The following is a 22,980-nucleotide window of genomic DNA, read 5'->3' on the forward strand; positions in this document are numbered from 1 at the left end:
CCCGAGGTCTGGCCGGTGTATGCGAAGCGGTTCGAGAAGACGTTCGGGTACATGCCGGGGTAGGTGGCGCGGCCTCTTGTTAGGTGAGCACGCTGGCCAGGCTCCCTCTCCCCTTGCGGGAGAGGGTGGGGAGAGGGGTGGCCCCGGGCGAGAGCATCGATGAAGGCACCGCTGTCGCAATTCCGATCCCGCGTTGTTGGAGCCCAACGTGAGAGAGTGTGCCGTGTGGTACCCCTCTCCCTAACCCTCTCCCGCAAGGGGAGAGGGAACCCTACCGGTTATGCGTCCCTCACCTGGAAGCGGGAATCTCGCCGAAGCGTTCGGGCCCGCTGAAAGCACCAGAGAAAATCTCCTTCGTCACCGCGCCAAATCGAGCAACAAACCCACTGCCAAGCCGCCGCGCCGCAACGCGTCCGTTGTTATTTTCCCTGAGATATCGACGGCTTAGCCCGAAGTCGCCATTTTCTCGATGTGCCCGACCATTCCGGACACCGAAGGAAAACGTGCCATGCGACAGGTCCAATCATTGCTCCGCAACGCGCCCGCGAAAATCGGCCGCCGTCTTGCGCAGATCGTTGCGATCGCTGCCGCCAGCCTGCCTCAGGCCGGCGCGTAGTTTTCCCGCCGCGAACAATCGCACGCGCCCTTCCGAATTAACTCACCCCTATTTCGCGTTAGTGCTAGCGTGGTACCCCCGGCTCTTCCGGTCCAGCGGGGAGGGTTCCATGTCACGCTTCGTCGTTCATTTCATGAAGGACGTGCTCGGCGGCAATGGCCGCGAGCGCGAGGTCTGCCAGGGCGCGCTCGAGATCGACGCCTTGAGCGAAGGTCAGGCCACCGAGATGGCCAAGGTCAAATTCTGTCAGGAACAATCGTTGTGCGACTGGTCTCTGCATGCCGACCGCATCCGGATCGAGGCGGCCGACCTGCATGTGACTTAGCACTTGTTGCCGATCACTCCGGCAGGATGCGCACCGCACCCTTCGCCGCGCTGCTCGCGAACGCCGCATAGGCCTTCAGCGCAGTCGAGACGGCGCGCTTGCGCGGCGCCGCCGGCTTCCACGCCGCATTGCCCTTGGCTTCCATCGCAGCGCGACGGCGCGTGAGTTCTGCATCGCCGACCTTGAGGTTGACCTTGCGGTTCGGAATGTCGAACTCGATGATGTCGCCTTCCTCGACCAGGCCGATCAGGCCGCCTTCGGCGGCTTCCGGCGAGACGTGGCCGATCGACAGGCCGGACGATCCACCAGAGAAGCGGCCGTCGGTGATCAGCGCGCAGGCCTTTCCGAGCCCCTTCGATTTCAGATAGCTGGTCGGGTAGAGCATCTCCTGCATGCCCGGGCCGCCGCGCGGACCTTCATAGCGGATCAGCACGACATCGCCGGCCTTCACCTTGTTGCCGAGAATGGCATCGACCGACGCGTCCTGGCTCTCGAAGATGCGGCCGGGGCCTGAGAATTTCAGAATGCTCTGATCGACGCCGGCGGTCTTCACGATGCAGCCGTCTTCCGCAAGATTGCCGAACAGCACGGCGAGGCCGCCGTCCTTGGAATAGGCGTGCTCGGCGTTGCGGATGACGCCCTTCTCGCGGTCGAGATCGACCTCGTCGAAGCGGCGATCCTGGCTGAAGGCTTCCTGGGTCGGCACGTTGCCCGGGGCGGCGCAGTAGAAGTTGCGCACCTTGTCGCTCGTGGTCCGCACCACGTCCCAGCGGTTCAGCGCGTCGTTCAATGTCGCGGCGTGTACGGTCGGGCCGTCGGTCGTCAGCAGCCTGGCGCGGTCGAGCTCGCCGAGGATCGCCATGATGCCGCCGGCATGATGCACGTCCTCCATGTGGACGTCCGGCACCGAGGGCGCGACCTTGCACAGCACCGGCACCTTGCGGGAGAGACGGTCGATGTCGGCCATCGTGAACGGCACCTCGCCCTCGCGCGCGGCGGCGAGCAGATGCAGCACGGTGTTGGTCGAACCGCCCATCGCGATGTCGAGTGTCATCGCGTTCTCGAACGACTTGAAGTTCGCGATGTTGCGCGGCAGCACCTTGGTGTCGTCCTGCTCGTAGTAGCGGCGGGCGAGGTCGACGATCAGATGGCCGGCCTCGACGAACAGGCTCTTGCGGTCGGCATGGGTCGCCAGCACCGAGCCGTTGCCGGGCAGCGCGAGGCCAAGCGCCTCGGTCAGGCAGTTCATCGAATTCGCGGTGAACATGCCAGAGCAGGAGCCGCAGGTCGGGCAGGCCGAGCGCTCGATCACCTCGACCTCTTCGTCCGACACGTTGGAGTCGGCGGCCGCAACCATCGCGTCGATCAGGTCGACGGCGCGCTTCTTGCCCTTGAGCAGGACCTTGCCCGATTCCATCGGGCCGCCCGAGACGAACACGGTCGGGATGTTGAGGCGCAGCGTCGCCATCAGCATGCCGGGCGTGATCTTGTCGCAGTTGGAGATGCAGACCATCGCGTCGGCGCAATGCGCATTGACCATGTATTCGACGCTGTCGGCGATCAGTTCGCGCGAGGGCAGGCTGTAGAGCATGCCGTCATGGCCCATCGCGATGCCGTCATCGACCGCAATGGTGTTGAACTCTTTTGCCACCCCGCCGGCCTTCTCGATTTCCCGCGCCACCAGCTGGCCGAGGTTTTGGAGATGCACATGCCCGGGCACGAACTGGGTGAAGGAATTGACCACCGCGATGATCGGCTTGCCGAAATCCTCGTTCTTCATGCCGGTGGCGCGCCAGAGGCCGCGAGCACCCGCCATGTTGCGGCCGTGGGTGGTGGTGCGGGAGCGATAGGCGGGCATCGTAAATCCTTGGGCTATGGTCATTTTTTCAGGGAGATGCCGATCCTTATGCCCGCCCGCGGATGTGGATTCAAGCGCGGAACCGCATGGCTGAACCCCGCAATTCGGGCAATGCCGGACGGTCGGCTTGATCTCGGTCAGCCCGGTGCATTAGGTGGACGCACGGATAGGCAAGACAACGAACAAACGAAAAAGGGAGAGACACGTGGCAAGGCTGCCTTTGATTGATCCGGATACCACCAGCGGCGACATCCGCACGGCGTTCGACCGCATGCCGGTCAAGCTCAACATCTTCCGCATGATGGCCCACGCCGAGACCAACATGATCCCGGCAATGCGGCTCGCCAATTCGATCCTGCACAAACAAAAGCTCTCCGCGGTCAATCGCGAGCTCCTGATCCTGCAAGCCGCGCAGCTCGAGGGCGGCGCCTATGAATGGCGCCAGCATGTGCCGATCGCGCTCGGCGTCGGCGTCACCCAGCCGCAGATCGATGCCGTCGAGCGCGGCAGTTACGACGATCCCTCGCTCAACGCCGCCGAGCGCGCACTGCTCGGCTTCGGGCGCGAGGTGGTCGAGAAGGTGCGCGTCGGCGACGCCGCCTTTGCAGGGGTGCGCGAGCATTTCAGCGATCAGGAGATCGTCGAGGCGATCGTTACGCTCGGCTTCTACATGATGATGGCACGCCTGACGGAAGCCACCGAGACCGATCTCGATCCGGCCGCCGGCATGGTCGTGTACGAGGCCAGCAAGAAGCGGGGTTGATGAGATGTCCGAGACTCCGCAAGGGACCTCGCAAGACGCGAAGCCTGACCGCTATGTCCGTCCGCTGAGCGCGGAATCGTCAGGCACCGCGCCGGGCAGGGGGCGCCTCTACGGCCGCCGCATCCTGGTGGTCGGCGGCGGCCAGCGTGTGTTCGACGCCCCGACCGATCCGATCGGCAATGGCCGCGCCATGAGCCTGCTGTTCGCGCGCGAGGGCGCGCATGTCGCGGTTGCCGATCTCAACCGTGGCTCCGCTGAGGACACGGTCGCGCGGATCGCGGCTGACGGCGGCCGCGCGTCCGCGATCGCCGCCGACGTCACCCGAGAGGCCGATGTCATCAGAATGATTGATGAAGCTCATCACGCCATGGGCGGGCTCGACGGCATGGTGCTGAACATCGGCACCTTCGGCAAGACCGGGCTCGACAATGTCAGCGCGGAGGAGTGGAACAGGATCTACGACGTCAATGTCCGCGGTCCGATGCTGTGCTGCCGCGCCGCCTTGCCGAAATTCGAAGACGGCGGCTCGATCGTCTTCATCTCGTCGATCGCGGCGCTGAAGGCGGGATCGCAGATGGCGGTCTATGATTCCTCCAAGGCCGCGCTCGGCGGCCTGACGCGCAACATCGCGCACACCGGCGCGCGGCGCGGCATCCGCGCCAATCTGGTCTATCCCGGGCTGGTCGACACCCCGAACGGCCGCGAGGCCGGTGCGGGCCGGCCGTCGCGCGGCAAGGGCCAGGTTCCGTTCGGCCGTCAGGCGACGGCGTGGGAGATCGCCTATGCCGTGCTGTTCTTCATGTCGGATGAGAGCGTCTACGTCACCGCGCAGACACTGGCGGTCGATAGCGGCCTGAGCGGGATGTAGGTCGCGATAGGGTCGCATTGTAACCGCGACGGTGCTGCGCTCCCTCGCCCCGTTCTTACGGGGTCGAGACAAGCGAAGCTTGCTCTTAGAGGGTTGGGGTGAGGGGCTGTCTCCGCACATCCAATAACAGCTGAACTCGCGGAGACACCCCCTCACCCGCATCGCGTCTTCGATGCGATGCGACCTCTCCCCGCAAGCGGGGCGAGGTGAAGAGGCGCGCAGCGTGCCCGCTATTCGGCGGCGAGACTGGTCGGCATCGGAACTCCCACCTTCGGCCGCGTCTTGGCCGCGCGCCGGTTCTTCTTGCTGAAGCGGCTGCCGGCCAGCAGCGCGGCGGCGGCGCGGAGCTGCTCGCGCAGCCATTGATTGGTGGTGTCGCCCTCGGCAGTGGCGTGCCAGTAGAGATAATTGACGTGCGGGCTGATCGGGAACGGGCAGGGGAAGCACTGCAACAGCCCGGGGTCTTCCAGCACCGAGGCGGCGCTTTCCGACGCCGTCAGCAGCATGTTGCTGCGGCTCACGACATGACAGGCGGTCGCGAAATTCTGGCAGGTCAGGCGAACGGTGCGGGTCAGGCCGAGGCGCTGGAGCTGGAAGTCCTCGAATGACACGCCGCTGCGGCGCGACGTCACGCAGACATGCTCCATGCGCAGATAGGCCTTCTTGTCGAGCCGGGTGCCGAGCTCGGGATGGCCGCGCCGGGCGAACACCGCGATATGCTCGGTCAGGATCTGCTCGCGCCGCACCTCGGTCGAGAGCGGCAGCAGCGTATCGATCGCGACATCCAGCGTGCCGGCGGCAAGCTCGCGCTCCAGATTGTTGCGCTCGCTGCGCACGGTGGCGATCTCGACCAGCGGCGCGACCGCGCTGATGCGGTTGACCAGCGCGCTCAGCATCGGCGCCTCGAGATTGTTGCGCAGGCCGATCACGAATCGCTTCGGCGTCCTGGCCGGATCGAAGCGGTTGGTGTGGGTCAGCGTCGTCTCGAGGCCGTTGAGCGCCTGGCGCACGGTGGTGATGATCTGGCGCGCCAGCGGGGTCGGCGTCATCAGGTGATGGCGGCGCACGAACAGCGGATCGTTGAACATCGCGCGCAGCCGGCTCAGCGCGTGGCTCACCGCAGGCTGCGTCAGATTGAGACGGAAACAGGCGCGGCTGACGCCGCCCTCGGTGTAGATCGCGTCGAACACCACGAACAGGTTCAGATCGACGTCGCGTACATGCATGAAAATGATCCATCCCTATCCGTCGAATGCATTTGACGAATATGAGTTGGCACTCTTAAAGTCTCAAGCAAAATAATACCTGGAGGAAACGATGAGCGTGCAATCGCCATCGCGCGGCGTTGCTGTCCCTGCGGCATCATCTCGCTCGGGCGCGATGTTTGCAAAACCGAGCCAGGAGCAGATCGTGCTCCTGATCACGATCGCGCTTCTGGTCGTGTTCGGCCTGACGTTGAACGGCTTTGCCACCGTCTCGAATCTCCTCAACCTGTTGCGGAGTATCTCGATCCTCGGCGTGCTCGGCCTCGGCATGGGGCTGATCGTGATCAGCCGCGGCATCGACCTCTCCGAGGTCGCGATCATGGCGGGTTCCTGGGCGATCGCGCTGATCTATATGCAGAACGGCATGCCTGTTTTCACGGCAGTGCTGCTGGCGCTGGCAATTGCGGTGCTGATCGGCGTCGTCAACGGCGTGATGGTCGCCTTTGTCGAGGCGCCGGCGCTGTTCGTGACGCTGGCGGCCGGCTTCGTGATCTATGGCCTCGCGTTCTGGATTGCGCCGGCCTGGGTGGTCTATGCGCCGAAGGATGCGCCGGGCCTGATGTATCTCGGCGCCGGACGGCTGTTCGGCATTCCGGTTCCGATCCTGGTGTTCGCAGTCGCAGCGATCGCGATGCACTTGTTCCTGTCGCGCACCTCGATCGGCCGCTTCATCTACGCACAGGGCGACAATCCGGAGGCCGCGCGGCTGACCGGCATCCCGCTGCGACCGCTGATCGTGCTGGAGCACGTGCTGGTTGCGTTGCTCGCCTGGATTGCAGGCCTGGTCTGGGTCGGCACCACAGGCAGCATGCAGATGGCGATCACGCAAGGCACCATGATCTTCGACGTCGTCCTCGTCGTCGTGATCGGCGGCATCAGCCTGATCGGGGGCCGCGGCAGCGTGTTCAGCGTCGTGGTCGGCTGCATCCTGATCGGCACGCTGCTCAATGCCTTCACCATCATGGACGTCAACAGCGAGGTGCAGAACATCGTCAAGGGCGTGGTGCTGCTGGCCGCGATCGTGCTCGACAACTGGCTGCATCCCCGCGACGAGGAGACCGCGCGGCAAGGGGACTGAAACAAGGCGACTGGCCGCGCGGCCGCACCCATCAAAACAATTCCAGATCAATCAAAAGAATTTTGTGTGGAGGAGACGATGAAGACGACCAAGTTCTGGACGATCCTGCTCGCCGGTGTGGCGGTTGCCGCGATGCCCTTCGCGGCGTCGGCGCAGGAGGAAGGTACCAAGGCCGGGCGCGAATTGCGCGCCGCCTACGACAAGTCGCTGCAAGGCAAGACCGTCGCCTATCTGCCGATCGCGCTCGGCGTTCCGCTGTCCGACGAATGGGGCCGCGTGGTGCAGGAAGAGGCCGAGTGGCGCGGCATGAAGTACGTCGTGCGCGACCCCAACAACAATCCGTCGGCGATGCAGCAGGCGCTGACCGCGCTGGTCGACCAGAAGCCCGACGTCCTGATCGTGCAGAACCCGAGCGTGACCTTGCTGATGAAGGACCTCAAGCGCGCCGAGGCCCAGGGCACGCATGTGATCCAGGTCAACATGGCCTCGAATTACAAGTCCGGCGCCTTTGTCGGCGTCGACTGGCGCGAGATCGGCCGGATGCTTGCGAACGAAACCGTCAAGGCCTGCGGCACCGGTTCCGGCAAGTCGGGCAAGGTGCAGATCGTGCAGGGCGAACTGACGGCGGCCGCCAGCGTCGACCAGGTCGGCGCCATCATGGAGGTGCTGAACAAGGATCCCAATATCAAGGTGGTGTCGAACCAGGCGGCGAACTGGGATGCCAACACCGCGCTCAACGTCACCGCCACCGTGATCCAGCAGCACCCCGATCTCTGCGCCTCGATCGGCTTCTGGGGCATCATGGAATCGGGCGCCGCGCAGGCGATCCGCAATGCCGGCAAGATCGACGATGTGAAGGTGTTCGCCTCGGGCGAGGGCTCGCAGCTCGATTGCGACCAGGTCACCTCAGGCAACTTCAGCAAATTCCTCAGCTACAAGGCGACCGAGCAGGGCCATGACCTGATGTTCGCAGCCGAGACGCTGCTGATGTCCGGCGACAAGCCCGGCACGAAGAACCTGTCCTACTACACGCGGCCGATCTGGATCGACAAGTCGAACGCCTCGCTCGGCGGCACCTGCTTCGCGCTACCCAAGAAAAACTAACAAGGCGCGAGACAGCCGGCGCGGGGGGCATTCCCGCGTCGGCTGTATCAAGGATCAGAATCCGGACACGTGAAACCGGATCGAGGGAGTGCTTTGGCGATGTCGATGGCAGTTGATTCCTTTTCCGCTTCGGTGCGGCGGTTTTCACCCCGGCTCCTGCTGTCGGAGCTGTTGCTGAAACAGTGGTTCGAGCCGGTCGTTCCGTTCACCGTGATGATCGGGCTGTGGGCGTATTTCGCGCTCACCATTCCCGACTACGCCTCGGTGCAGAACTCGGTGTCGCTGCTGCGGCTGTTCGCCGAGTTCGGCTTCGTCGCGCTCGCGATGGGCTTCTGCCTCGTCACCGGCGGCATCGACCTGTCGGTCGGCGCGATCTTCGCGCTGTGCAATTTCGCGGCGCTGTACTTCCTGCTGGTGCGCGAATGGCCGGTCGGCCTCGCCATTCCGGCGACGCTGCTGGTCGGCGCGCTGCTCGGCAGCATCAACGGCTTCCTGATCGGCTTCCTCAAGACGCGGCCGTTCCTGACCACGCTGGTGACGCTGATCATCCTGCGCGCCTCGGTCAATCTGCTCAACACCAGCTACGCCCAGGTGTTCGCGACCAACTCGGTCGAGAGCGACGCCTGGGACTTCGTCGGCGGCGGCAGCGTGCTCGGAATTCCCGTCAATGCGGCGACCCTGTTCGTGGTGCTCCTGATCTGCCACATCTTCCTGTCGCGATCGCGCTACGGCTGGCATCTCACTGCGATCGGCGCCAGCCGCAAGGCGGCGCGTCATGCCGGCATCCGCGTCCGCCTGATGCTGTTCATGACCTATGTGCTGTCGGGCACGCTGTGCGCGGCGAGCGGCATCTTCTACGCGGCACGTCAGGCCTCGACGGATTCCACCACCGGTGTGGGCTGGGAATTCCAGGCGCTCACCGCCGTGGTGCTCGGCGGCGTGTCGCTGGCCGGCGGCAAGGGCACGGTGTGGCGGGCGATGATCGGCGCGCTGATCATCTTCCTTCTGATCAACGGCCTCGTCCGCATGGGCATCCCGGGCTACGTCACCTCGGCGGTGACGGGCATGATCCTGCTCGCCGCCGTCGGCATCGACGTCAAATGGTCGAAGAACCGCGGTAAGGCGATCCAGAAGATCTATGTCAATCCGGCTTTCGTGCCGCTGGCCTCGGCGCCGGCGGTGCAGCCCGGCGCGGCATCGCCCTATGCGCAGAACGACCGGCTGATCAAGGCGCAGGCGATCGGCGTCGACCAGGTCGAGGGGCCCGAGGATGTCATCCTCGACCGTCAGGGCCGGCTGTACGGCTCGACCCGCGACGGCAATGTGATCCGCTTCTCCGGACCTGACTTCAAGACCCGCGAGGTGTTCGCCCATATCGGCGGCCGGCCGCTCGGCATGCAGTTCGATCGCGACGAGAACCTGATCGTCGCGGTCGCCGGCATGGGCGTCTACGGCGTCGCGCCGGACGGCCGCATCTTCAAGGTCACCGACGAGACCAACCGCACCTGGTACAAGCTGAACGACGACAGCCGCCTGCGCATGGCCGACGACCTCGACATCGCGCCTGACGGCAAGATCTATTTCAGCGACTGCACCACGCGGTACGAGATGACCACCAACACCCTCGACATCCTCGAGGGCCGGCCGAACGGCCGCGTGGTCTGCTACGATCCCGCGACCAAGACCACGCGGACGGTGATCAACCACTTCTATTTCCCGAACGGGATCTGCGTCTCCCATGACGGCAAGTCGATCCTGATTGCGTCGACCTCGCTGTGCAAGGTGTTTCGGCACTGGATCGACGGGCCGAACAAGGGCAAGACCGAAGTGCTGATGGACGAGCTGCCGGGCAACCCCGACAACATCAACCGCGCTTCCGACGGCACCTACTGGCTGGCGCTGGTCGGCATCCGCACGCCGACCTTCGATCTTGCCGCGCGCAAGCCCGGCTTCCGGCTGCGCATGGTCAAGCAGGTGCCGACCGACGAATGGCTGGCGCCGGCGCTCAACCATGGCTGTGTGCTCAAGTTCAACGAGAAGGGCGAGGCGCTGGAGTCCTGGTGGGATCCGACCGGCATCTCGCATTCGACCCTGACCTCGATGCGCGAGCACCAGGGCTATCTCTATCTCGGCGGGCTCGAGAACAACCGGATCGGCCGCATCAAGCTCGACGGCGTCGACGACAGCTGGACCGGCTACGACGCGTACTGGGGCGCAAAGAGCAGGGTGACGAAATAATGGGATTCTTTGATCATCTGCTGCGCGACATCCGCAGCGTCATCGACCGCGACGGCGGCCAGAACGCGATCCCGCCGCTCGACGGTGCGATGAGCCCGAACGATCGGCTCGATTCAGCCGTGCCGATCGGCGAGCCGCTGCCCGGCGTCGACGATGTGATCGCTGCCGCCGACAGCGCGGTCTACGTCTCCGCCGGCCGCCAGGTGCTGAAGCTCAGCGGTGCGGATTTCGCGACACGTACGGTCGTCGCCGAGTTCGAGGACGATGCCGGCGGGCTCGCGCTGCATCCGGATGGCCGACTGCTGGTGTGCGTCGCGGGCAGGGGGCTTGCCGCGATCGATCCCGCCAAGCCCGCGCCGCGCTGGCTGGAGTCTGCCGGCGGCAGCGCGCTCGTCGGCCTGCTGTCGGTCACGGCGGCGCCCGATGGCCGCATCTATGCCGTCGAAGGCGGCGCCGGCCGCCGCCCCGGCGAGTGGCGGCACGATCTGATGGAGAAGCGCGCCGGCGGCCGCCTGATCAGCTGCGGCGCAGGTCTCGACAATCCGCAGGTGCTGCTGCGCGACCTGCCATATCCCTACGGCGTAACGGTCTCCGACGACGGCAAGAGCCTGTGGCTCACCGAGAGCTGGGCGCATCGCCTCAGCCGCTTCGCGCTTGGCGGCAATGGGCTTGGTCCGCGCGAAACCGTCGCCGCCAACATGCCGGGCTATCCGGCGCGGCTGCATCCGGACGGCCATGGCGGGCTGCTGCTCGGCATGTTCGCGCGCCGCACCCATCTGATCGAGTTCGTGCTCAAGGAAGACGATTTCCGCGAGGAGATGATGGCGACGATGCCGCCCGAATATTGGGTGGCGCCGGCGCTGGTCGGCGGCAGCGACTGCCTGGAGCCGATGCAGATCGGCAGCGTCAAGGCGCTCGGCATCCAGAAGCCGTGGGCGCCGCCGCGCTCCTACGGCCTGCTGGTGCATCTCGATGCCGAGGGCGATGCGACCGACAGCCTGCACAGCCGCGCCGGCGGCCGTTTCCACGGCATCACCGCTGCCTGCGCCACGCCTTCGGGTATCGTGATCGCCGCGCGCGGCGCCGGACGCCTGCTGCTCCATACGGGAGACCTGCGATGAATGACGGTGTGATGCAGGCGGCGACCGCGACCAAAAGCGCTGAGACGTCCGCAGCCCGCGAGCCGGTGCTGCGGATCAGCAACGGCTCCAAGATCTATGGCGGCGTCCACGCCATCGAGGGCGTCAATTTCGATCTCTATCCCGGCGAGGTGCATGCGCTGGTCGGCGAGAACGGTGCCGGCAAGTCGACGCTGTGCAAGGCGATTGCGGGCGCGATCAACCTCACCTCGGGCGACTATCTGCTCGACGGCAAGGCTGCCAATTTCGAGCAGCCGCGCGACGCGCTCGATGCCGGCATCTGCATGGTCTATCAGGAGACCAGCCTGGTGCCGACCATGACCGCGGCGCAGAACATCGAGCTCGGCAACGAGAAGCTCTTGACGCGCTTCCGCACCCTGAACATCCAGGCCCAGCAGCTGTTGCAGTCGCTCAACTTCCACGTCGACCCGGCAACGCCGGTGGCGCTGCTCGGCACCGCCAAGAAGCAGATGGTGGAGATCGCGCGCGCGATCTACAACAAGGCGCGCATCATCATCTTCGACGAGCCGACCGCATCGCTGACGCCGGAGGAGATCGTCCACTTCTTCCACCTGGTGCGCGATCTGCGCTCCCGCGGCGTCTCGATCATCTACATCTCGCATGCGCTCGAGGAATCGCTGCAGATCGCCGATCGCATCACCGTGCTGCGCGATGGCAAGCTGGTGATCACGGCGCCCGCGAAGCAGCTCACACGTGATGCGCTGGTGCAGCACATGGTCGGCCGCGAGGTGGCGCAGGCGGTCTATGGCGGCAAAGCGAAGACCCATCAGCGCCGCGAGAAGGTGCTGACGGTCGAGAACGTCACCATGGGCATGGCGGTCAAGAACATGTCGTTCTCGGTCTATGCCGGCGAGGTGGTCGGCATCGCCGGCCTGATCGGCTCCGGCCGCACCGAGATCGCCAAGATCATCTACGGCGCGCTGAAGCGTAATCTGGTCAATGGGGGCACCATCCGCCTGCGCGGCAAGCCGATCCGCTACCGCGTGCCGCGGCAGGCGATCAATGACGGCATCGCCTACATCACCGAGGACCGCAAGGCCAACGGGTTCTTCGAGACCATGGTGGTCGACGACAACGTCTATCTCGGCAGCCTCGCCACAAGGAAGGGCTGGGGCTTCCTGCTGTCGCGTGCGAAGCGCAGCAAGCTCGCCAACTATTGGGTCGACCGGCTCAAGATCAGCGCGTTGCAACGCAAGGCGCGGATCATCGAGCTGTCCGGCGGTAACCAGCAGAAGGTGGTGCTCGCCAAGACGCTGGTGCAGGAGCCCTCGATCATCTTCTTCGACGAGCCGACCCGCGGCGTCGACGTCGGCACCATCCCGCACATCCACGGCGAAATCCGCCGCCTTGCCGACGAGGGCAAGGCGGTGGTGGTGATCTCGTCCTATCTGCCGGAGATCCTCGCGGTGTCCGACCGCATCCTGGTCGCCCGCACCGGCCGCATCGTCGCCGAGTTCGACGCCGCCGATGCGACGCAGGACAAGATCCTGTACGCCGCGGTGCATTGAGAGACGCGCGAATTGCCGTAGGGCGGATTAACGCAGCGTAATCCGCCATCTTGCCATGTCGCCACAAGCGGCGGATTACGCCTTTGGCTAATCCGCCCTACAGCACTGCTGAGGGCCGAAGCGCGGCCCGACCTCTCTCCATCGTCATTCCCCGGTGCGCAACTGCGCACCTGAAGGCCCGCGAAGCGAGAGCCCGGAATCCATTCGGCCGCACGCAACGCGGCTTGATGGATTCCGGGCTCGGCCCTTCGGGCCGCCCCGGAATGACGGGTGGGAAATGCTCTTTATACCCGCCGCTATCCCGTCATGCTGAGGTGCGAGCGGAGCGAGCCTCGAAGCATGTACGGCCCCGCTGGTGGCCGTCGATCCTTCGAGACGCCGCTTCGCGGCTCCTGAGGATGACGGGGGCGGCCGCGATTGCGCGTAGAGGTCAGGCCTTGACAATTATTTTAAGTATAAAATAATATGGCGCATCGGCTAACGGGAGGAACCTGCCCGGTCGTCGAAGCCAACGGGAGAACGCCATGCGTATCGTTTGCATTGGAGGCGGGCCGGCCGGGCTTTATTTCGGCATCCTGATGAAGATGCTGGATCCCACGCACGTGATTTCCGTGGTCGAGCGCAACCGGCCCTACGACACCTTCGGCTTCGGCGTGGTGTTCTCGGATGCGACCATGGACAACATGCGCAGATGGGACCCCGTCACATCAGACACGATCGAGCAGGCGTTCAATCATTGGGATGACATCGAGGTCCTGATCAAGGGCCGGCGGATGCGGACCACCGGCCACGGCTTCGTCGGCATCGGCCGCAAGCGGCTGCTCAACATCCTGCAGGCGCGGGCCGAGGAGCTCGGCGTCGAGTTGATCTTCGAGCGCGAGGTCAATTCGGACCTCGAGTTTCCCGATGCCGATCTGATCGTGGCGTGTGACGGCGTCAACTCGAAGATCCGCGCCAAATACACCGAGGCCTTCGAGCCCGACATGCTGATGCGGCCGAACCGCTACATCTGGCTCGGCACCAACCGTCCGTTCGACGCCTTCACCTTCGACTTCCGCAAGACCGAGCACGGCTGGTTCCAGGCGCATATCTACAAGTTCGAGGAGGGCGCGGCGACCTTCATCGTCGAGACCACCGAGGAGGCGTATCTCGCCCACGGCCTCGACAAAATGGAGCAGGGCGATTCCATCGCGTTCTGCGAGAATGTGTTCGCGGAAATCCTCGAGGGGCATCATCTGGTCTCCAACGCGCGGCATCTGCGCGGTTCGGCCTGGCTGTCATTCCCCGGGCTGATCTGCGGCAAGTGGACCGCGTTCAACGGCAACAGCCATGTCGTGCTGATGGGCGATGCCGCCCACACCGCGCATTTCGCGATCGGCTCGGGCACCAAGCTGGCGCTGGAAGACGCGATCGAGCTGACAAACCAGTTCAAGATCCACGGCGCGACCAAGGACAGCATTCCCGCGGTGCTGAAGGCCTACGAGGAGCTGCGCCGGGTCGACGTGGCGCGGATTCAGAACGCCGCGCGCAATGCGATGGAATGGTTCGAGGTGGTCGGCTCGCGCTATGCCGACACGCTGGAGCCGGAGCAGTTCATGTATTCGCTGCTGACCCGCTCGCAGCGCATCAGCCACGAGAACTTAAGGCTGCGCGACAAGACATGGCTCGAGGGCTATGAGCGATGGTTCGCCGAGCGCAACGGTGTGCCCGCCACCAACGACCGCGTCACGCCGCCGATGCTGACGCCGTTCCACATCCGCGGCCTGTCGCTGCACAACCGGATCATCGTCTCGCCGATGGCGATGTATTCGGCGGAGGAGGGCGTGCCAAACGATTTCCATCTGGTGCATTTCGGCTCCCGCGCGCTCGGCGGCGCCGGCCTTTTGTTCACCGAGATGACCTGCGTCTCGCCGGAGGCGCGGATCACGCCCGGCTGCTGCGGGCTGTGGAATGATGCGCAGGCGGCGGCCTACAAGCGCATCGTCGACTTCGTGCATCGCAATTCGCAGGCGAAGATCGGCATCCAGCTCGGCCATGCCGGCCGCAAGGGCTCGACCCGCGTCGCCTGGGAGGGCATGGACGAGCCGCTACCGGACCATAACTGGCCGCTGGTGTCGGCCTCGTCGGTGCCCTATCTGCCCGACGGCCAGGTCCCGGAGCCGATGAGCCGCGCCGAGATGGACGAGGTGCGCGACCAGTTCGTTGCCGCCGCCAAGCGCGCTGCTGCCGCGGGCTTCGATATTCTGGAGCTGCACTGCGCCCACGGCTATCTGCTGTCGAGCTTCCTGTCGCCGCTGACCAACCGCCGCACCGACGAGTACGGCGGATCGATCGAGAACCGCGCGCGTTATCCGCTGGAGGTGTTCCGCGCCGTACGCGCGGTGTGGCCGGAGGCCAAGCCGATGTCGGTCCGCCTGTCCTGTCACGACTGGGCCGAGGGCGGCAACACGCCCGAGGACGCGCTGGCCTTTGCAAAACTGTTCAAGGCGGCCGGCGCCGATCTGATCGACTGTTCCTCGGGGCAGGTCTGGGCAGACGACCATCCGATCTACGGCCGGCTCTACCAGACGCCGTTCGCCGACAAGATCCGCAACGAGGTCGGCATCGCCACCATCGCGGTCGGCGCGATCTCGGAGGCGGATCATGCCAACTCGATCATCGCTGCCGGACGTGCCGATCTCTGCGCCATCGCGCGGCCGCATCTCGCCGATCCGGCCTGGACGCTGCACGAAGCCGCCAAGATCGGCGTCAAGCAGATCGCGTGGCCGAAGCAGTATGTGTCGGGCAAGTCGCAATACGAGGCCAATCTCGAACGCGCCACCGCGGGAGGGAAGGCATGACACGCTTCTGGCCTAATGCACATGCGCTGGTGACCGGTGCCGGTTCCGGCATCGGCGCCGCGACGGCGATAGCGCTGGCGAAGGGCGGCGTGCGCGTCAGCGTTGCCGGGCGCCGCATCGATGCGCTGAAGGCGACTGCGGCATCGCTCGACAAGCATACCGGCGCAGTTGTTTCGATCGACGTGACCGATGAGGCTGCGGTGACCAAGGGTGTCGCGCAGATCGAAGCCGAGGCCGGTCCGATCGATATTCTCGTCAACAACGCCGGCAAGGCCGGCAGCGCGCCGTTCGACAAGACGAACGCGGCGCTGTGGACCGACATGCTGGCGAGCAATCTCTCCAGCGTGTTCCTGGTGACGCAGGCCGTGTTGCCCGGGATGGCGCGGCGCGGCCGCGGCCGCGTGATCAACGTGGCCTCGACCGCGGGCCTCACCGGCTATGCCTATGTCTCGGCCTATGTCGCCGCCAAGCACGGCGTCATCGGTCTCACGCGCTCGCTGGCGCTGGAATATGCGCGGCGCGGCGTCACCGTGAATGCAGTCTGTCCCGGCTACACCGATACGCCGCTGGTGGCGGATGCCGCGGCCAACATCGTCGCCAAGACCGGCCGCAGCGAGGAGGAAGCGCGCGCCGCGCTCGCAAAAGTCAATCCGATGCAACGGCTGGTGACGCCGGAGGAGGTCGCCGACACCATCCTCTGGCTCGCCTCCGAGGGCGCATCGTCAATCAACGGACAAGCCGTCGCGGTTGCCGGCGGCGAAGTCTTTACCGGGTGAAGGAAAAATCATGTCCGAGATGAAAGCAAAGCTCCGGCCGTTCAAGGATTATCCCGCAAAGCACTTCCGCTGGTCGACGGATGCGAGCGGCCGCGTCGCCACGATCACGCTGAACCGGCCGGACAAGAAGAATCCACTGACCTTCGAGTCCTACGAGGAGCTGCGCGACCTCTTCACCAACCTCAAATATGCCTCCGACGTCCGCGCCATCGTGCTGACCGGCGCCGAGGGCAATTTCTGCTCCGGCGGTGACGTGTTCGAGATCATCGAGCCGTTGACGCGGATGGCGATGCCGGACCTGCTCGCCTTCACCAGGATGACCGGCGAGGTGGTGCGCGCGATGCGCAAATGCCCGCAGATCATCGTCGCCGCGATCGACGGTATCTGCGCCGGGGCCGGCGCGATGCTGGCGCTGGCGTCCGACCTGCGGCTGGCGACGCCGCAGGCCAAGACCGCTTTCCTGTTCACCCGCGTCGGCCTTGCCGGCGCCGACATGGGTGCGTGCGGATTGCTGCCGCGCGTGATCGGGCAGGGCCATGCCGCCGACCTGCTCTACACCGGCCGCGCGATGACCGCCGACGAAGGTTTTGCCTGGGGCTTCCACAACCGCCTGGTGCCGCCGGCGGAGCTTGCTGCCGCCGCGCATGAATTGGCGCGCTCGCTCGCGGACGGACCGTGGTTCGCGCATGGCGTGACCAAGACGATGTTCAACCAGGAATGGGCGATGGGCGTCGACGAGATGATCGAGTCCGAAGCGCAGGCGCAGGCGATCTGCATGGTGACCGGCGATTTCCGCCGCGCCTTCGAGGCCTTCGCCGCCAAGCAGAAACCCGCTTTCGAGGGCAATTGAGATGATCGAGATCCTGCAACCGGAAGGGTGGGCCAAGCCGATCGGCTACGCCAATGGCATGGCCGCGCGCGGCAAACAGATATTCATCGCCGGCCAGATCGGCTGGAACGGGCAATGCGTGTTCGAGACCGACGATCTCGTGGCGCAGATCGGCCAGACCCTGCGCAACATCGTCGCGGTCGCCGCCGCCGGCGGGGCCGGGCCCGAGCACATCGTCTCGATGACCTGGTACCTGCTCGACCGCAAGGAATACTCCGCACGGCTGAAGGAGATCGGTACGGTCTATCGCGACGTGATCGGCCGGCGCTTTCCGGCGATGACCGCAATCCAGGTTGCCGGCCTGATCGAGGATCGCGCCAAGGTGGAAATCCAGGCGTTCGCGGTGGTGCCGGATTAACTGTTCTGGGGGGCGATTGCCAAACCCGTCATCCTGAGGAGCGCGTAGCGCGTCTCGAAGGATGCACGGCCCGGCTGGTGGCCGTCGACCCTTCGAGGCTCGCTCCGCTCGCACCTCAGGGTGACGGACATAGAAGGGAATGCGCTGAAGCAATGTTAAGCCTAAGGCAAAACGGCGTGGATTGGACGAGAGCGGGGGCGACAAACCCGCTTGCGGCCGGGCAACGGGCCATGCGACCCTAGGCCAAAGCGTAAAAACGTCCTGTTGTGAGTGGAGTAAGGGACGATGAAGGCGATTATCGTCGGAGGCGGAATCGGAGGCCTCACCACCGCATTGATGCTGCGCTCGCGCGGCATCGCTTGCGAGCTGTACGAGCAGTCGGAGACGATCCGCGAGCTCGGCGTCGGCATCAACACATTGCCGCATGCGATCCGCGAGCTGGCGGGGCTCGGTCTGCTCGACAAGCTCGACGAGGTCGCGATCCGCACCTATGAGCTGTTCTACCTGACGCGGCATGGCCAGCAGGTCTGGCATGAGAAGCGCGGGCTCGATGCCGGCTACGACGTGCCGCAGTTTTCGATCCATCGCGGCCGCCTGCAAAGCGTGATCCATCAGGCGGTGATCGACCGGCTCGGCGCGGATGCGATCCGCACCGGCTGCCGGCTCGGCTCCTTCAAGCAGGATGAGGGCGGCGTCTCGGCCTATTTCTTCGACCGCAGCGGGGCCCATGTGCACACCGCGCGCGGCGACATCCTGATCGGCGCCGACGGCATCCACTCCAAGGTGCGGCAGACGCTGTTTCCGGACGAGGGTGGTCCGTGCTGGAACGGGCTGATGCTGTGGCGCGGCGCCACCGACTGGCCGGCATTCCTGACCGGACGCTCGATGATCATCGCCGGCGGGCTCAATGCCAAGGCCGTGATCTATCCGATCGCGCCGGGCTCGAGCCCGGCGAGCCGTCTCACGAATTGGGCGGTGCTGGTGCGGATCGGCGACGGCTCCTCGCCGCCGCCGCGCCGCGAGGGCTGGTCCAATCTCGGCCGGCGCGACGAGATGATGCCCTATGTCACGAGCTTCACGATCCCGCAGGTCGATTTCACCGGCCTGATCAACGCGACGCCGGAGTTCTGGGAGTATCCGTGCTGCGACCGCGATCCGCTGCCATACTGGTCGAGCGGCCGGGTCACGCTGCTCGGCGACGCCGCGCATCCGATGTATCCGGTCGGCTCTAACGGCGCGTCGCAGGCCGTCCTCGATGCGCGCTGCCTCGCCGATATGCTGGCGCGATCGGAGCATCCGCGCCAGGCGCTGGCGGCCTATGAGCGGCAGCGGTTGCCGATGACCGCCGACATCGTCGCCTCCAACCGCCGCGGCGGGCCGGAGGGTGTGATCGACGCCGTCGAGCAGCTTGCGCCGCAGGGCTTCACCGACGTCGATACCATTCTCAACTACGAAGCGCGCGAAGCGATCGTCCGCGGCTATGCCGCCAAGGCCGGCTTCGCCGCGCGCGTGGTGGCGCGGCAGTAACGGGGAGGCTCGGGGAGGACAGCGCGCGTAGGAGCCGAGACTGTTGTCCTTCGTGGTGAGGAGGTAACATCCGATCCGTCACCCTGAGAGAGTGTGAATGCATTCAGTGTCGTCCTGGCGAAAGCCAGGACCCATTACCCCAGCTGCCTGCTGTTGTGCGACGCTGGGGCCCCTATCGCACTCTCAATCGACACTCGGTGGTTATGGGTCCTGGCTTTCGCCAGGACGACGGTGTGGGGAGGACGCTACAATTTCTCACGCGTCATCCTGAGGTGCGAGCGGAGCGAGTCTCGAAGGGTGCACGGCCCGGCTGGCGGCCCTGCATCCTTCGAGACGCCGCTTCGCGGCTCCTCCAGCGACAAAGGCGAAGCCTTTGCGCGGGGATGACGAGTTACAAACGGCGCCTCCGTTACGCCGGAGGCGGCGGCAGGAAGTGGATGTTGTGCTCAGCGGCGAGCCGCACCACGTCTTCCGGGTTCTGCTCCTTCATGTTGTGGATCGCCCAGAACAGGTCGTAGAGCCTGCGCGTCGGTGACACCCAGAACAGCGTCTTGGCCGTCTGCTGCGACTTGTTGAAGATGCCGTGCGGCTTGCCCGCCGGCAGCCGCACCAGATCGCCTGGCGTGGCTGATTCATCGGCGCCGTTCAGCATGAAGTCGAGCTTGCCCTCGAGGATGTAGAGATACTCGTCCTGGTCGGGGTGGATGTGCGGCGGAACGAAGGTGCCTGGCGGGAAGGTGGCGTGCCAGGAGAAGGAATGCTCGGTGCGGCTCTTCGGCACGTAGGTTTGGCCAAGGATGCTCCAGGAAATGCCCTGCATGCCCTCATTGGCGCGGGTGATGCCGGCGATCTCGTCTTTCATCGTCATATTTCCCTCTCTTTTGTTTGACGCGGTTTCTTCACGCGAACAGGTGTCCTCTTCGCCTGAAGACGCTTTGTGACTTACTTGGCGGCGCAGTCCTTGGCGTAGCGATCGCCGTAATTCGAAAACACCTTTTCGACGATCTCGGTCTGGAATTTGCCGTCCGGCCGCTTCGCGACCTTGGTGAGGTAGAAATCCTGGATCGGATAGCCGTTGTTGTTGAACTTGAAGTTACCGCGCAGCGAGGTGAAGTCGGCCTTCTTCAGCGCGGCCGCGACCGCGTCCTTGTTGGAGAGATCGCCCTTCACGGCTTTCACCGCGCTGTCGATCAGCAGCGCTGCGTCATAGGCCTGCATGGCATAGGTGCCGGGCACACCGTTATAGGCGGCCTCATAGGCCGCAACGAACTTCTTGCTTTGGGGATTATCAAGGTTCGGCGCCCAGTTGGCGCCGCCGAACATGCCGACCGCGGCGTCCTGCTGCGCGGGCAAAGTGGATTCGTCGACGGTGAAGGCGGAGAGCACAGGCACGGTGGCGCCGGCCTGCTTGTACTGCTTGACGAGGTTCACGCCCATGCCGCCGGGCATGAAGGTGAACAGCGCGTCCGGCTTCTGCGCAGCGATCTTGGAGAGCTCGGGCTGGAAATCCAGCGTGTTCAGCGGCGTGTAGGATTCCTCTGTTATCTCGCCCTTGTAGTCGAGCTTGAAGCCGGCGACGGAGTCGCGGCCGGCCTGGTAGTTCGGCACCAAGAGGTAGACGCGCTTGTAGCCGCGGTCCTGCGCCACCTTGCCGAGGATCTCGTGCACCTGGTCGTTCTGGTACGAGGTCACGTAGAAGAACGGGTTGCACTCCTTGCCGGCATAGCTGGAGGGGCCGGCATTCGGGCTGATCAGGAAGGTCTTGCTGTCGGTGACCGGGCGATGGATCGCCAGCAGGATGTTGGAGAAGATCGGGCCGACCACGAAATCGACCTTGTCGCGCTCGAGCAGGCCGCGCACCTTGACCACGGCAGCGTCGGGCTTCAGCTCGTCGTCGGCGTTGACGATCTCGACATCGCGGCCGGCCATCTTGCCGCCGAGGTCCTTGATCGCGAGCGCAAAGCCGTCGCGGACCTGCTGGCCTAGCGCCGCGGCCGGACCGGAGGTCGTGACCAGCACGCCGATCTTGATCTTGTCCTGCGCTGCCGCCGGCGTGATTGCGATACCCAGCAGCGCCGCCAATCCCACGAGCTTCGTCGATTGCTTCATCTCACTCCCCCAACCATTGCCTTGATGACCTGGTCTCAGCCTGTTTTGCCTCAGCTTAATCTGACGCGCGCGACCGCTGCAAGCGATGTGGCAATGCGTCAGGGCGATCGTCGCGCAGCATGCAAGTGCTGCACATGCAAGCGCCGCGCCAATTGCTTGAAGTTTAAAGAAATTGCAGGATCGGGCCGGCGCACCAGCCAGGATTCGCAATTGTCCTTGCGGCGCGCAGCGAATTGCTTGAAGCTCAAAGTAACCGGTCCGACAGGAACCCGCCGCGGAGGCACGATCGCCGCATGAACCTCGATTCTGAAACCAAAGCCGTCGAACTGCCTGACGATCACGGCACCGAGCTCAGGCTGTGGCTGCGCCTCTTGACCTGCACCACGCTGATCGAAGGCGAGGTCCGCAGCCGGTTGCGCGAGAAATTCGACGTCACGCTGCCGCGCTTCGACCTGATGGCCCAGCTCGACAAGGTGTCCGACGGCATGACGCTGTCGGACCTGTCGAAGCGGATGATGGTGTCCAACGGCAACGTCACGGGGCTGGTCGAGCGCCTGGTTGAATCAGGCCATCTCGACCGCCGCACCTCGGAGACCGATCGCCGCGTGCAGTTCATCCGGCTGACCAAGCTCGGCCGCGCTGAATTCCGCAAGATGGCTACCGAGCACGAGAAATGGATCGCCGATGTCTTCGGCGACCTCTCGCCGAAGGATATCCGCGAATTGATGCGGCTGCTCGCCAAGGCCAAGGGCTCGGCGCAGCGCTCCGCGAAGGCGAGGTCAGCTTAAGCCGTGACCGGGATCGATTACGAGGTCGAATACAACAACCGGGCACGGGTGCCGGAAAACCCGGCGTTGATGGCGGGCTGGGCGAGGGACGCCGCGGCCTATCGCGAGCAGCACCCGCCGCGACGGCTGACCTATGGTCCGGGTGCCCGAAACGTCATCGACCTCTTTGAGGGCGACCGTGGCGGGCCGCTCGTCGTCTTCATCCACGGCGGCTACTGGCAGGCGCTCGACGGCTCGTCCTCGAGCCACTGCGCGCGCGGTCTCAATGGCCACGGCATCGGCGTCGCGGTGCCGAGCTACGACCTCTGCCCCGCCGTCTCGGTCGACGACATCATCGGCGAGATGCGCGCGGCGTGCCGTGAACTTGCGAAACTCGGCCGGCCGCTGGTCGTATCGGGACATTCCGCCGGCGGACATCTTGCCGCATGCATGCTCGCGACCGATTGGCCGGCCTTCGACGCGTCGTTGCCGAACAATCTGGTCAGGGCTGCTTACGCGATCTCCGGCCTGTTCGAGCTCGAGCCGCTGGTCGGCACCACCATCAACAAGGCGCTTGGCCTTGACCGCGACGCTCCAAGGGCGGCGAGCCCACTGCTCTGGAAAGCCCCCGCCGGCGCGACACTCGACGCCGTCGTCGGTGGCACCGAGAGCGCCGAATATCATCGCCAGAGCCGTACTATCGTCGATGTCTGGGGCGAGGCCGGCGTGGCGACGCAGTTCGGCACCGTGCCCGATGCCAATCATTTCACCGCGATCGCGCCGCTCGCCGACCCGGCGTCGGACATGGTGGCGCGGTTGAGGCAGCTCACACAAATCTAAGATTCCAGGGGCGCGTCCATTCTGCACCCTTGCGCCAAATTATTTTAAGTATAAAATGATTGGCGATCGGAACGCTGCCGGGCGTCCTCGA

20 protein-coding genes are annotated in these 22,980 nt (G+C 65.1%); 15 read left to right on the plus strand and 5 right to left on the minus strand.

Translation table 11 applies throughout. The annotated features are described in order from the left end of the window. Nucleotides 1-289 precede the first annotated feature (289 nt). A complete protein-coding gene (locus FNJ47_RS08580; RefSeq protein WP_163152562.1) occupies nucleotides 290-523 on the minus strand; it encodes a hypothetical protein in 234 nt (77 codons plus the stop codon). Nucleotides 524-725: 202 nt separating this feature from the next. On the opposite strand from FNJ47_RS08580, the gene FNJ47_RS08585 reads away from it, so the two are divergent. Continuing rightward, nucleotides 726-941, plus strand: coding sequence for a hypothetical protein (locus FNJ47_RS08585; RefSeq protein ID WP_163152564.1), 216 nt, complete (start codon nucleotides 726-728; stop codon nucleotides 939-941). Nucleotides 942-954: 13 nt separating this feature from the next. On the opposite strand, the gene ilvD is transcribed toward FNJ47_RS08585, so the two are convergent. Continuing rightward, on the minus strand, nucleotides 955-2,799 hold the full coding sequence (ilvD, locus tag FNJ47_RS08590; protein WP_163152566.1) for a dihydroxy-acid dehydratase: 1,845 nt from the start codon (nucleotides 2,797-2,799) through the stop codon (nucleotides 955-957). A gap of 205 nt (nucleotides 2,800-3,004) precedes the next feature. Here ilvD and FNJ47_RS08595 point away from each other — a divergent pair, with 205 nt between their 5' ends. Then, nucleotides 3,005-3,562 carry a carboxymuconolactone decarboxylase family protein gene (locus FNJ47_RS08595; protein WP_163152568.1) on the plus strand — a complete coding sequence of 186 codons (558 nt, stop codon included), beginning with the start codon at nucleotides 3,005-3,007 and terminating at the stop codon, nucleotides 3,560-3,562. A 4-nt stretch (nucleotides 3,563-3,566) separates the two neighbouring features. Continuing rightward, nucleotides 3,567-4,430 (plus strand): SDR family NAD(P)-dependent oxidoreductase, encoded by an 864-nt coding sequence (locus tag FNJ47_RS08600; protein ID WP_163152570.1) that lies wholly within the window; start codon nucleotides 3,567-3,569, stop codon nucleotides 4,428-4,430. Nucleotides 4,431-4,660: 230 nt separating this feature from the next. On the opposite strand, the gene FNJ47_RS08605 is transcribed toward FNJ47_RS08600, so the two are convergent. After that, entirely contained in the window at nucleotides 4,661-5,656 is a 996-nt protein-coding gene (locus FNJ47_RS08605) for a LysR family transcriptional regulator (protein ID WP_163152572.1), read from the minus strand. A gap of 91 nt (nucleotides 5,657-5,747) precedes the next feature. Between FNJ47_RS08605 and FNJ47_RS08610 the strand changes: the two genes are divergently transcribed. The 10 genes from FNJ47_RS08610 (at nucleotide 5,748) to FNJ47_RS08655 (ending at nucleotide 19,173) form a co-directional block, all read left to right on the plus strand. Next, nucleotides 5,748-6,773, plus strand: a complete 1,026-nt coding sequence (locus FNJ47_RS08610) for an ABC transporter permease (RefSeq protein ID WP_235999674.1) — start codon at nucleotides 5,748-5,750, stop codon at nucleotides 6,771-6,773. 78 nt (nucleotides 6,774-6,851) lie between these two features. Beyond that, nucleotides 6,852-7,877, plus strand: a complete 1,026-nt coding sequence (locus tag FNJ47_RS08615) for a sugar ABC transporter substrate-binding protein (RefSeq protein WP_163152574.1) — start codon at nucleotides 6,852-6,854, stop codon at nucleotides 7,875-7,877. 105 nt (nucleotides 7,878-7,982) lie between these two features. Beyond that, complete coding sequence (locus FNJ47_RS08620; RefSeq protein WP_347341634.1) at nucleotides 7,983-10,115, plus strand: ABC transporter permease; 2,133 nt, start codon at nucleotides 7,983-7,985, stop codon at nucleotides 10,113-10,115. Beyond that, nucleotides 10,115-11,236: an SMP-30/gluconolactonase/LRE family protein gene (locus tag FNJ47_RS08625; protein WP_163152578.1), complete on the plus strand. Its 1,122-nt coding sequence runs from the start codon at nucleotides 10,115-10,117 to the stop codon at nucleotides 11,234-11,236. Before FNJ47_RS08620 ends, FNJ47_RS08625 begins: the two co-directional genes overlap by 1 nt. Nucleotides 11,237-11,247: 11 nt before the next feature. Further along, entirely contained in the window at nucleotides 11,248-12,783 is a 1,536-nt protein-coding gene (locus FNJ47_RS08630) for a sugar ABC transporter ATP-binding protein (RefSeq protein WP_163152652.1), read from the plus strand. 524 nt (nucleotides 12,784-13,307) lie between these two features. Then, complete coding sequence (locus tag FNJ47_RS08635) at nucleotides 13,308-15,623, plus strand: bifunctional salicylyl-CoA 5-hydroxylase/oxidoreductase (RefSeq protein ID WP_163152580.1); 2,316 nt, start codon at nucleotides 13,308-13,310, stop codon at nucleotides 15,621-15,623. Further along, the gene (locus tag FNJ47_RS08640; RefSeq protein ID WP_163152582.1) at nucleotides 15,620-16,399 is read left to right on the plus strand and encodes an SDR family NAD(P)-dependent oxidoreductase; all 780 of its coding nucleotides are present in this window, start codon (nucleotides 15,620-15,622) and stop codon (nucleotides 16,397-16,399) included. The genes FNJ47_RS08635 and FNJ47_RS08640 overlap by 4 nt, the downstream gene beginning before the upstream one ends. 10 nt (nucleotides 16,400-16,409) lie before the next feature. Continuing rightward, nucleotides 16,410-17,249, plus strand: coding sequence for an enoyl-CoA hydratase family protein (locus FNJ47_RS08645; protein ID WP_163152584.1), 840 nt, complete (start codon nucleotides 16,410-16,412; stop codon nucleotides 17,247-17,249). A gap of 1 nt (nucleotide 17,250) precedes the next feature. Continuing rightward, nucleotides 17,251-17,646, plus strand: a complete 396-nt coding sequence (locus FNJ47_RS08650) for a RidA family protein (protein WP_163152586.1) — start codon at nucleotides 17,251-17,253, stop codon at nucleotides 17,644-17,646. 285 nt (nucleotides 17,647-17,931) lie between these two features. Then, nucleotides 17,932-19,173: a flavin-dependent oxidoreductase gene (locus tag FNJ47_RS08655; protein ID WP_163152588.1), complete on the plus strand. Its 1,242-nt coding sequence runs from the start codon at nucleotides 17,932-17,934 to the stop codon at nucleotides 19,171-19,173. A gap of 409 nt (nucleotides 19,174-19,582) precedes the next feature. Here the strand turns inward: FNJ47_RS08655 and FNJ47_RS08660 are convergent, their stop codons facing one another. Both FNJ47_RS08660 and FNJ47_RS08665 read right to left on the minus strand, forming a co-directional pair. After that, nucleotides 19,583-20,035 carry a cupin domain-containing protein gene (locus tag FNJ47_RS08660; RefSeq protein ID WP_163152590.1) on the minus strand — a complete coding sequence of 151 codons (453 nt, stop codon included), beginning with the start codon at nucleotides 20,033-20,035 and terminating at the stop codon, nucleotides 19,583-19,585. Between the two features lie 80 nt (nucleotides 20,036-20,115). Beyond that, nucleotides 20,116-21,282, minus strand: coding sequence for an ABC transporter substrate-binding protein (locus FNJ47_RS08665; RefSeq protein WP_163152592.1), 1,167 nt, complete (start codon nucleotides 21,280-21,282; stop codon nucleotides 20,116-20,118). 293 nt (nucleotides 21,283-21,575) lie between these two features. Between FNJ47_RS08665 and FNJ47_RS08670 the strand changes: the two genes are divergently transcribed. Continuing rightward, nucleotides 21,576-22,070, plus strand: a complete 495-nt coding sequence (locus FNJ47_RS08670; RefSeq protein WP_163152594.1) for a MarR family winged helix-turn-helix transcriptional regulator — start codon at nucleotides 21,576-21,578, stop codon at nucleotides 22,068-22,070. 3 nt (nucleotides 22,071-22,073) lie between these two features. Then, on the plus strand, nucleotides 22,074-22,889 hold the full coding sequence (locus FNJ47_RS08675) for an alpha/beta hydrolase fold domain-containing protein (protein ID WP_163152596.1): 816 nt from the start codon (nucleotides 22,074-22,076) through the stop codon (nucleotides 22,887-22,889). The last annotated feature ends 91 nt before the right edge of the window (nucleotides 22,890-22,980 follow it).

Origin of the sequence: Bradyrhizobium uaiense (genome assembly GCF_010811875.1) — a bacterium.
Lineage (GTDB): Bacteria > Pseudomonadota > Alphaproteobacteria > Rhizobiales > Xanthobacteraceae > Bradyrhizobium > Bradyrhizobium uaiense.

Bases quoted from the DNA above. Each gene is read 5' to 3' on its own strand.
- FNJ47_RS08620 (WP_347341634.1), top strand. From the start codon at position 7,983: ATGGCAGTTGATTCCTTTTCCGCTTCGGTGCGGCGGTTTTCACCCCGG.
- FNJ47_RS08615 (WP_163152574.1), top strand. From the start codon at position 6,852: ATGAAGACGACCAAGTTCTGGACGATCCTGCTCGCCGGTGTGGCGGTT.
- ilvD (WP_163152566.1), bottom strand. From the start codon at position 2,799: ATGCCCGCCTATCGCTCCCGCACCACCACCCACGGCCGCAACATGGCG.
- FNJ47_RS08625 (WP_163152578.1), top strand. From the start codon at position 10,115: ATGGGATTCTTTGATCATCTGCTGCGCGACATCCGCAGCGTCATCGAC.
- FNJ47_RS08660 (WP_163152590.1), bottom strand. From the start codon at position 20,035: ATGAAAGACGAGATCGCCGGCATCACCCGCGCCAATGAGGGCATGCAG.
- FNJ47_RS08650 (WP_163152586.1), top strand. From the start codon at position 17,251: ATGATCGAGATCCTGCAACCGGAAGGGTGGGCCAAGCCGATCGGCTAC.
- FNJ47_RS08635 (WP_163152580.1), top strand. From the start codon at position 13,308: ATGCGTATCGTTTGCATTGGAGGCGGGCCGGCCGGGCTTTATTTCGGC.
- FNJ47_RS08610 (WP_235999674.1), top strand. From the start codon at position 5,748: ATGAGCGTGCAATCGCCATCGCGCGGCGTTGCTGTCCCTGCGGCATCA.
- FNJ47_RS08670 (WP_163152594.1), top strand. From the start codon at position 21,576: ATGAACCTCGATTCTGAAACCAAAGCCGTCGAACTGCCTGACGATCAC.
- FNJ47_RS08640 (WP_163152582.1), top strand. From the start codon at position 15,620: ATGACACGCTTCTGGCCTAATGCACATGCGCTGGTGACCGGTGCCGGT.
- FNJ47_RS08655 (WP_163152588.1), top strand. From the start codon at position 17,932: ATGAAGGCGATTATCGTCGGAGGCGGAATCGGAGGCCTCACCACCGCA.
- FNJ47_RS08585 (WP_163152564.1), top strand. From the start codon at position 726: ATGTCACGCTTCGTCGTTCATTTCATGAAGGACGTGCTCGGCGGCAAT.
- FNJ47_RS08630 (WP_163152652.1), top strand. From the start codon at position 11,248: ATGCAGGCGGCGACCGCGACCAAAAGCGCTGAGACGTCCGCAGCCCGC.
- FNJ47_RS08600 (WP_163152570.1), top strand. From the start codon at position 3,567: ATGTCCGAGACTCCGCAAGGGACCTCGCAAGACGCGAAGCCTGACCGC.
- FNJ47_RS08665 (WP_163152592.1), bottom strand. From the start codon at position 21,282: ATGAAGCAATCGACGAAGCTCGTGGGATTGGCGGCGCTGCTGGGTATC.
- FNJ47_RS08605 (WP_163152572.1), bottom strand. From the start codon at position 5,656: ATGCATGTACGCGACGTCGATCTGAACCTGTTCGTGGTGTTCGACGCG.
- FNJ47_RS08645 (WP_163152584.1), top strand. From the start codon at position 16,410: ATGTCCGAGATGAAAGCAAAGCTCCGGCCGTTCAAGGATTATCCCGCA.